The 8,118-nt window shown below is 73.2% G+C and carries 9 protein-coding genes; 5 read left to right on the forward strand and 4 right to left on the reverse strand.

Annotation, left to right across the window (positions count from 1 at the left end; all coding sequences use genetic code 11):
• The 4 genes from AB0H87_RS34095 to AB0H87_RS34110 form a co-directional block, all read right to left on the reverse strand.
• Nucleotides 1-2,886: BTAD domain-containing putative transcriptional regulator (locus tag AB0H87_RS34095; RefSeq protein ID WP_360155250.1), on the reverse strand; the 2,886-nt coding region annotated here is incomplete at its 3' end.
• A gap of 214 nt (nucleotides 2,887-3,100) precedes the next feature.
• Entirely contained in the window at nucleotides 3,101-3,502 is a 402-nt protein-coding gene (locus tag AB0H87_RS34100; protein WP_360155253.1) for a PLD nuclease N-terminal domain-containing protein, read from the reverse strand.
• A 61-nt stretch (nucleotides 3,503-3,563) separates the two neighbouring features.
• Nucleotides 3,564-3,893: a hypothetical protein gene (locus AB0H87_RS34105; RefSeq protein ID WP_360155256.1), complete on the reverse strand. Its 330-nt coding sequence runs from the start codon at nucleotides 3,891-3,893 to the stop codon at nucleotides 3,564-3,566.
• A complete protein-coding gene (locus AB0H87_RS34110; RefSeq protein WP_360155259.1) occupies nucleotides 3,886-4,257 on the reverse strand; it encodes a DUF202 domain-containing protein in 372 nt (123 codons plus the stop codon). The genes AB0H87_RS34105 and AB0H87_RS34110 overlap by 8 nt, the downstream gene beginning before the upstream one ends.
• 40 nt (nucleotides 4,258-4,297) lie before the next feature.
• On the opposite strand from AB0H87_RS34110, the gene AB0H87_RS34115 reads away from it, so the two are divergent.
• The 5 genes from AB0H87_RS34115 to AB0H87_RS34135 all read left to right on the forward strand — a co-directional run.
• Nucleotides 4,298-5,095 carry a GNAT family N-acetyltransferase gene (locus AB0H87_RS34115; RefSeq protein WP_360155262.1) on the forward strand — a complete coding sequence of 266 codons (798 nt, stop codon included), beginning with the start codon at nucleotides 4,298-4,300 and terminating at the stop codon, nucleotides 5,093-5,095.
• A complete protein-coding gene (locus AB0H87_RS34120) occupies nucleotides 5,095-5,493 on the forward strand; it encodes a hypothetical protein (RefSeq protein WP_360155274.1) in 399 nt (132 codons plus the stop codon). The genes AB0H87_RS34115 and AB0H87_RS34120 overlap by 1 nt, the downstream gene beginning before the upstream one ends.
• Before the next feature lie 177 nt (nucleotides 5,494-5,670).
• Nucleotides 5,671-6,447, forward strand: coding sequence for an electron transfer flavoprotein subunit beta/FixA family protein (locus tag AB0H87_RS34125; protein WP_360155265.1), 777 nt, complete (start codon nucleotides 5,671-5,673; stop codon nucleotides 6,445-6,447).
• Between the two features lie 14 nt (nucleotides 6,448-6,461).
• Complete coding sequence (locus AB0H87_RS34130; protein WP_360155268.1) at nucleotides 6,462-7,421, forward strand: electron transfer flavoprotein subunit alpha/FixB family protein; 960 nt, start codon at nucleotides 6,462-6,464, stop codon at nucleotides 7,419-7,421.
• Between the two features lie 78 nt (nucleotides 7,422-7,499).
• A partial coding sequence (locus AB0H87_RS34135) for an aminotransferase class V-fold PLP-dependent enzyme (RefSeq protein ID WP_360155271.1) occupies nucleotides 7,500-8,118 on the forward strand: 619 nt, incomplete at its 3' end.

Below are 8,118 nucleotides of genomic sequence, written 5' to 3' on the forward strand. Positions count from 1 at the left end.
CGGGATCCGCGGCCGGGCCGCCTGTGCGGCCAGCTCGTCGAGCGCGTCGGCGGCCAGGTCGAGGTCGCCGTTGGCGATGTGCGCGACACCGAGCGCCTTGTGCGCGTCGGCCAGCAGCCGCGAGCGCTCGGTCTCGACGCCGATCTCGACCGCGCGCCGGGCGGTGCGCAGCGCCTCGGACCCCTCGCCGCAGGCGGCGTGCACCTGCGAGATCGCGCAGAGGATGTCGCCCTCGGTGCGCCGGTTGGCGTGCCGGACGGCCATCCGCAGCGCGCCGTTGAGCGTGCGCCGGGCCTGCTTGTAGCGACCCTGCTCCGCCCGGATCAGCCCGAGGCCGAGGAACGCGATCGCCGACGCCTGGGGCCAGCCCGCGGCCCGGTGCAGCCGCAGGCCGCGCTGCAGCACCTTGGCCGACTCCTCGAGCCGGCCGAGCGCCCAGTAGAGCCCGGACAGGTTGCCCAGCACGGTCGCCTCGGCGGTCGGGTTCTCGTTGCGCTGCGCGACCTCGATGCTGCCCTCGAACAACGCCACGGCGTCGAGCAGCCGCCCGCTGCGCCAGTGCAGCAACGCGAGGTTGCCCATCACGCCACCCTCGCCGCTGCGCCAGCCACTGTCCCGGGCCAACTCCAGCGCGCGCCGGTAGTGCGGCTCCGCGGCGGGCGCGTCGGACCGCTGCGCGTGCAGGTCCCCGAGGCTGATCTCGGCGGACGCGGTGCCCATCTGGTCACCGTCGGCCGTCGCCGCGGCCAGCGCGGCCTCGGCGATGGCCTGCCAGTCGCTCGGACTGCCGGCCGACCAGAGAAACGGCCGCAACGCGTCGGCCAGCCGCACGGCCGCGGGCCGGGGCCCCTCCTGCGCCGCCGCGGCCACCGCCGGCACGAGGTTGGGCAACTCCGCGGTGATCCAGTCAACGGCCTCACCCGCCTCGGCGAAGGTCCCCTCGCCCTCGGTCGCCGCGGTCGTCCCGTCGGTTAGGTTCGGCGGCGTGCGCGGCGTGCGCGGCGTCGGGATCGCTGGTGCCGCGTGACCGTTGAGCCCGGGTAGGCGGGAGAACTCCGGGTAGACCAGGCGGCTGGCCGCGTCGACGTGGGACAGGTAGTAGCCGTACAGGCGGTCGCGGGCCGGTGTGTGGTCCGGCTCGTCCGCCGTCAGGCGGCCCCGGGCGTATTCGGCCACCAGGTCGTGCAGGCCGTAGCGGCCCGGTGCCGGCTCGTTGACCAGGCTCGCCGCCACCAACGCGTCGAGGGCCGGTGCGACGTCCGGCAGATCGGCCAGCGCCGCCGCCAGGCCCGCGCCGAACTCCGCGCCCGGCACCAGGGCCAGCAGGCGGAACAGGCGTTGGGCGTCCGTGGGCAGCGCCGCGTAGCTCAGGTCGAAGGCCGCCGAGACCGTGGCCGCCGCGTCGTGTTCGATGCTCAGGCCCGCCAGGCGGTCGCCGTCGCGGAGGCGCTGGTTGTAGGCCGCGATCGGCTCCGGCACGTCCGGGTCGACCTGGGCCGCGGCGATCCGCAGCGCAAGGGGGAGGTGGCCCGTCAGTGTCGCGAGGTCGGCGGCCGCCGCCGGCTCGCGGGAGACCACGTCCGTGCCCAGGAGGCGGCCGAGCAGCGCTGCCGAGGTCGGCGGCGCCAGCACGTCGAGTGGCACGGCGACCGCGCCGTCGACCGCGACGAGGCCCGCGAGCCGGTTGCGGCTCGTCACCAGCGTCACGCTGCCCGCGCCGGCCGGCAGCAGCGGCCGCACCTGGTCGGCGTGCTCCGCGTTGTCGAGCAGCACCAGCAGCCGCTTGTCGGCCGTCAGCGTGCGGTAGAGCTGGACCGCCTCGTCGAGGTCGGCGGGCGTGCTCGACGACGGCACGCCGAACGCGGTCAGGAACCGGCCGATCACCTCGACCGGGCGCATCGAACTGGTCTGGGCCCAGCCGCGCAGGTCGACCGCGAGCTGGCCGTCGGTGAACCGGCGTCGGGCCCGGTGGCCCCACTGCACCGCCAGCGTGGTCTTGCCGACACCGGCCATGCCGGAGACGACCACCACCACCGGGCCGTTGCCGCCCTCGGCGGTGACCAGCGCGTCGAGTCGGCGCAGCGGCTCGTCACGGCCCAGGAACGTACGCGCCGGCGGCGGCAGCTGGGCCGGCGCCGTGCGCTCGTGCGCGGCCGCCCGCAGGATCCGCCGGTGCAGCTCGCGCAGGTTGTCGCCCGGGTCGACGCCCAGCTCCTCGGCCAGCAGCCGGCGGGTGCGCTCGAACGCCGTCAGCGCCTCACCGCGCCGGTCGGCCCGCGCCAGCGCGGTCATCAGCTGGCCCTGCAGCCGTTCGCGCAGCGGGTGCTGCTCCGCCAGCGCGTGCACCTCGGCCCCGATCTCGCGGTGCCGGCCGAGCTCCAGCTCGAGGTCGAAGCAGTCCTCGTAGGCGGCCAGCCGCAGCTCGTGCAGCCGGGCGGCCTCGGCGCGCACGCGGTCGCCGTAGTCGTCGCCCTCGTAGGCCGCCGCTCCGCGCCACAGCCCGAGCGCCTTGCGCAGCGCCCGCCGCGCCTCCTCGGACTGCCCGTCGGCGCGCAGCTGGCCCGCGCGGACCGCGAGCGTCGTGAACGTGTCGGCGTCGAGCTGCCCGGCCGGCACGGCGAGCAGGTAGCCGGCGGGCGTCCGGCGGACCACCTCGTCGCCCAGTGCCTTGCGCAGGTGGTGGATGAGCACCCGCAATGCGCCCCGCCGGCTCTCGTCACCGGCGCCCTTGTCCCACAGCGCCTCGGCGAGCACCGCGACGGACACCGAGTGATTGGCCTCGACGAGTAGGTTGGCCAGCACCACGCGGTGCTGGCGCGCGGCCAGCACGACCGGATCGGCTTCCCCGCGCAGCACGCGCAGCGGGCCCAGAACCTCGAACCGCATGGGCATCTCCCGTTGTTACCATGGCAAAGACGGTTACTCACGTTATCGCACGAGCGCCATCCCTTGCTGGTTCAGCCAACGCAGATCCAACACCGGCCTTGCACAGTAGGCACCGGCCGCACCGCCCTGCGCGCAATCGGCCGCCGAGGGGGGTTGACGCGGCCAACGGGGGGCCGCGTCCTCCCTCTGCCCCGACCCGAGGAGCGAGCGACGGTCACCCGCGCGGCGGGTCTTCCTTCTCCCGGCGCAGGTCTTCCTCCCGCCGGCGTAGGTCGGCTTCCCAACGCTCGAACATCTCAGCGTCCGATGTGCGCGGTTGGTTGATGGACTTGAGGAACTCGGGGTCGTCATCGGGCGCGTTGGTGCGCGGCCGCTCGTTCTCGGGGAACCCGGAGCCGGGTCGCCAGCGCGCGCCACGCGACGCGGGGCGCTGCTCCGGCCGGCCCGCGACGAACCACGCCACGCCGCCGACCAGCGGGAAGAACAGGATGATGAGCACCCAGACGATGCGCGGCAGGGCCCGGATCTCGCCCTCGTCGGCCGACAGGCAGCTGATCAGAGCAGCCACGGCCAGCACGAGCTGGGCCACGAAGAGGAGTCCGTAGAGGCGCGCCATGCGGACATGATGGACCGTCCGCACCGGTCGCGGCCACCCCGTACCGCTGCCAAAACGGGTGTCAGAGTGTGAAAACCATCAGCAGGCCGAGGATGGCGTACGCGGGGGCGATCATCGCCGCGACGAGCAGCAGCCGTGGCGTCGCCGCCGACACCGGCCGGGACCGGCCCGAAAGCTGCCGCACCCGGCCCAGCACCCACCATCCACCGAGACCCCAACCGGCGATGGCGATCGCCGCGAAGGCGCCGCCGAGCGTGCCGTGGCGCACGCCGAAGCGCGCCGCGAGCACCGCCGTCACCGACAGGGTGAGCACGGTGCGCGCCCAGGCCAGCCGCGTGCGGATCCACGCGACACCGGTGTCGCTGACGCGGAAGTCCGGCGACTCAGCCACGCGCCGCCTGCACCAACACGGCGACCACGAGCAGCAGCGCACCGAGGGCGACCAGGATGGACAACAGCGCGGGGAAGCGCGACGGCGGCAGGTCGCGGCGCAGCCGCATCGCCCGTTCGGCCCGGGCCCAGTGGTCGACGGCCCGCACCGCGACGAAGCCGCCGAGCACCAACAGCGCCACCGCGATCACCTCGCGCAGGTGTGCGATCCCGAGCACGGGCAGGAACTGCGCCGCCGCCAACCCGCCCGCGACCAGCGCCAACGCCGTGCGGATCCAGGCCAGGAACGTACGCTCGTTGGCCAGCGAAAACCGGTAGTCCGGAGTCTCACCCACGTCCTGGGGGTCGAACCACCGCCTGATCACGGTTCGATTATCGGTCGACAACCCGGCTTAGCCTGGTCCGGTGACCGAACTCGACATCGCCGCTCTGCGAACGACGTACGACAGCCAGCTCCGCACCTACGATCCCGAGGTCCCGGGCGTGACCGTCGAGCGCGACGGCCCACTCAAGCGGGCGAGCGGCATGATGGGCGGCGGCTACATCGTCTACCAGGACCTGGCCGGCCTCGACGGTGACGAGCTCGATGCGCTCATCGCCCGCCAGCGCGACCACTTCCGCGAGCGCGGCGAGCAGGTCGAGTGGAAGCTGCACGGGCACGACGAGCCGGCCGACCTCCCGCAGCGGCTCCAGGCGCACGGCTTCGCCCCGGAGGAGCAGGAGACCGTGGTGATCGGCCCGGTCGCACCGCTGGCGGCCGCGCTGCCGGTGCTCCCGCCGGGCGTGAGACTCCGGGACGTCACCGACCGGGCCGACTTCGACCGCATCGCCCGGCTCGAGGAAGCGGTCTGGGACGAGGACCGCGGTTGGATCGCCGACATGCTCGACGACGAGATCACCGCGCACCCGACCGACCTCGCGGTCACCGTCGCCGAGGACGAGCAGACGCACGAGGTGGTCAGCGCGGGCTGGGTGCGGTTCGTCCCGGGCACGGCGTTCGCCACGCTCTGGGGCGGCGCGACGCTGCCGGCCTACCGGGGCCGGGGCATCTACCGCGCGCTGGTCGCGCACCGGGCCCGGCTCGCCGAGGCCAACGGCTACACGCTGCTGCAGGTCGACGCCTCCGCGGACAGCCGGCCCATCCTCGAGCGCCTGGGGTTTGTGGCGGTCACCACCACCACGCCCTACGTCTACCATCCGTGATCGTGGCTGAGCTGACCGATCACGAGCGGGCGACCCTCAAGCGGGCCGCCTTCGGCGTGGTCTACCTCGTCTCCAACGCCGAGCCCGGTTTCCTGTCGATGGTGCGCGAGAGCGTCGCGGCCTCCGGCGCGTTCACCGGCGCCCGCGGCCTGGCCCGCGACGTGCTGACCAGCGGGAGCCTGCCGAGGCTGCCGCGCAACGACCCGCGCCGGGTCGAGGCCGAGGTGCTGCCGGCGCTGACCCAGTCGCTGGCCATCCTGCGCGCGAAGGCGCCCGACGAGGTCGAGAACTACCGCGAAGCGGTGCTGTCCGCGGCGCAGCGGGCGGCCGAGGCTACGCACGGTGTCAACGCGAGTGAGGCAGCCGTCCTGGCCAAGGTGCGTGCCGCGCTCGCCTGACCGGCGTGACCCGTGTCACGCTGATGCTCTGCGGAGTGGAAGCTACTGGCGGGTAAGTTAGCGCTGGGTGTCAGGTGGGCAACTCCACACCGCCCCGCGATTGACCGGGTGAACGGCTGCCCGGCAGGCTGCGGCCTAAGTGCGCGTTAACCAACCATGGAGGGTCGTCGAAACGCGATGAATATCGTCGTCCTCGTCAAGCAGGTGCCCGACTCCGGCTCGGAGCGCAGCCTCGCTGGCGACAACACGGTCGAACGTCAGTCGGCCAACAACGTCATCAACGAGATGGATGAGTACGCCATCGAGGAGGCGTTGAAGATCCAGGAGGCGCACGGCGGCGAGGTCACGATCCTCACGATGGGCCCGGAGCGTGCCGCGGAGTCGATCCGCAAGGCGCTGTCGATGGGTCCGGACAAGGCCGTCCACGTCATCGACGACGCGCTGCACGGCTCGTGCGCGCTGAGCACGTCGAAGGTGCTCGCGGCCGCGCTCGGCACGCTCAACCCCGATCTGGTCATCGCGGGCGCGGAGTCGACCGACGGCCGTGTCCAGGTGATGCCGCACATGATCGCGGAGCGGCTCGGTGTCGCGGCGCTGACCGGCGCGCGGAAGCTGACCGTCGAGGGCGGCACGCTGACCATCGAGCGGCAGACCGAGGAGGGGTACGAGGTCGTCACCGCGAACACCCCGGCGGTCGTGTCCGTGTGGGACACGATCAACGAGCCGCGCTACCCGTCGTTCAAGGGCATCATGGCCGCGAAGAAGAAGCCGGTGCAGACCCTGGCCCTAGCCGACCTGGGCATCGAGGCCGGCGACGTCGGCTTCGCGGGTGCGTCGTCCGAGGTGGTCGAGCACGCCAAGCGCCCGCCGCGGCAGGGTGGCCAGAAGGTCACCGACGACGGCAACGGCGGCGTCGCGCTGGTCGAGTTCCTGTCCTCCGAGAAGTTCGTCTGAGAGGGGCGTACGTCATGGCTGAGGTTCTGGTCCTGGTCGAGGCCACCCGCGACTTCACGGTCAAGAAGGTCACGCTCGAGCTGCTGACCCTGGCCCGGCAGATCGGGTCGCCGTCGGCGGTCGTGTTCGGCGCCTCCGGTGCCAGCGCCGCGATGATCGACAAGCTCGGCGAGTACGGCGCCGAGAAGGTCTACGCCGGCGAGGGCGAGCAGATCGACGGTCACCTGGTCGCGCCGAAGGCGACCGCCCTGGCCGAGCTGGTCAAGCGGGTCCAGCCCGCGGCGGTGCTGCTGCCGTCCACCCAGGAGGGCAAGGAGATCGCCGGCCGGCTGGCCGTCAAGCTCGACAACGGCCTGCTCACCGACGCGGTCGAGCTGACCGCCGAGGGCGTGGCCACCCAGCCCGCGTTCGCCGGCCAGGTCATCGTCCGCTCGAAGGTCAGCCGCGGGATCCCGCTGGCCACCATCCGCCCGAACTCGATCGCGCCGGCCCCGGCGGCCGCCTCCCCGACCATCGAGGAGCTGCAGGTCAGCCTCGGCGCGGCCGACACCCTGGCCAAGGTCGTCGACCGCGTCGTGGAGCAGAAGGGCTCCCGCCCGGAGCTGACCGAGGCGTCCGTGGTCGTCTCCGGCGGCCGCGGCGTCGGCAGCGGCGACAACTTCAAGCTCGTCGAGGAGCTCGCCGACCTGCTCGGCGGTGCCGTCGGCGCGTCCCGGGCCGCGGTCGACTCCGGCTTCTACCCGCACCAGTTCCAGGTCGGGCAGACCGGCAAGACCGTCTCCCCGCAGCTCTACATCGCACTGGGCATCTCCGGCGCGATCCAGCACCGGGCCGGCATGCAGACCTCGAAGACCATCGTCGCGGTCAACAAGGACGCCGAGGCACCCATCTTCGAGCTGGCCGACTACGGCGTCGTCGGCGACCTCTTCAAGGTCGTCCCGCAGGCCGCCGAGGAGATCCGCAAGCGCAAGTGACGTGACACGAAGGGACCCTTGCGTCGGCAAGGGTCCCTTCGGGCGCGTAAGGACCGCACGGGGCTACGCTGAACCGTGATGGCATACCTGGATCACGCCGCCACCACGCCGATGCTCGACGAGGCCATCGAGGCCTACGCCGCCACGGCACGGGAGGTCGGCAACCCCTCCTCGCTGCACGCCGCCGGGCGTTGCGCGCGCCGGCACGTCGAAGAGTCCCGCGAGCGGATCGCGGCCGCCCTCGGCGCCCGGCCCTCCGAGGTGATCTTCACGGGCGGCGGCACCGAAGCCGACAACCTCGCCGTCAAGGGCATCTTCTGGGCGCGCCGGGCGGAGAAGCCCGGTCGGGTGCGGGTGATCGCCAGCTCGGTCGAGCACCACGCCGTGCTCGACTCGGTCGAGTGGCTGGTCCGGCACGAGGGCGCCGCCGCCACCTGGCTGCCGGTCGACCCGGCCGGCAAGCTCGACCCCGCGGCGCTGGCCGCGGCCCTCGACGACGACGTCGCCCTGGTCACCGCGATGTGGGCCAACAACGAGGTCGGCACCGTCCAGCCCGTCGCCGACCTGGCCGCGCTGGCCGCCGCCGCCAAGGTGCCGTTCCACACCGACGCCGTGCAGGCCGTCGGCCAGGTGCCGGTCGACTTCGCCGCGAGCGGCGCCGCCGGATCCGCGTGGCTTCCAGATCCAGAACGAGAAC

Source organism: Asanoa sp. NPDC050611 (genome assembly GCF_040654855.1).
GTDB lineage: Bacteria > Actinomycetota > Actinomycetes > Mycobacteriales > Micromonosporaceae > Asanoa.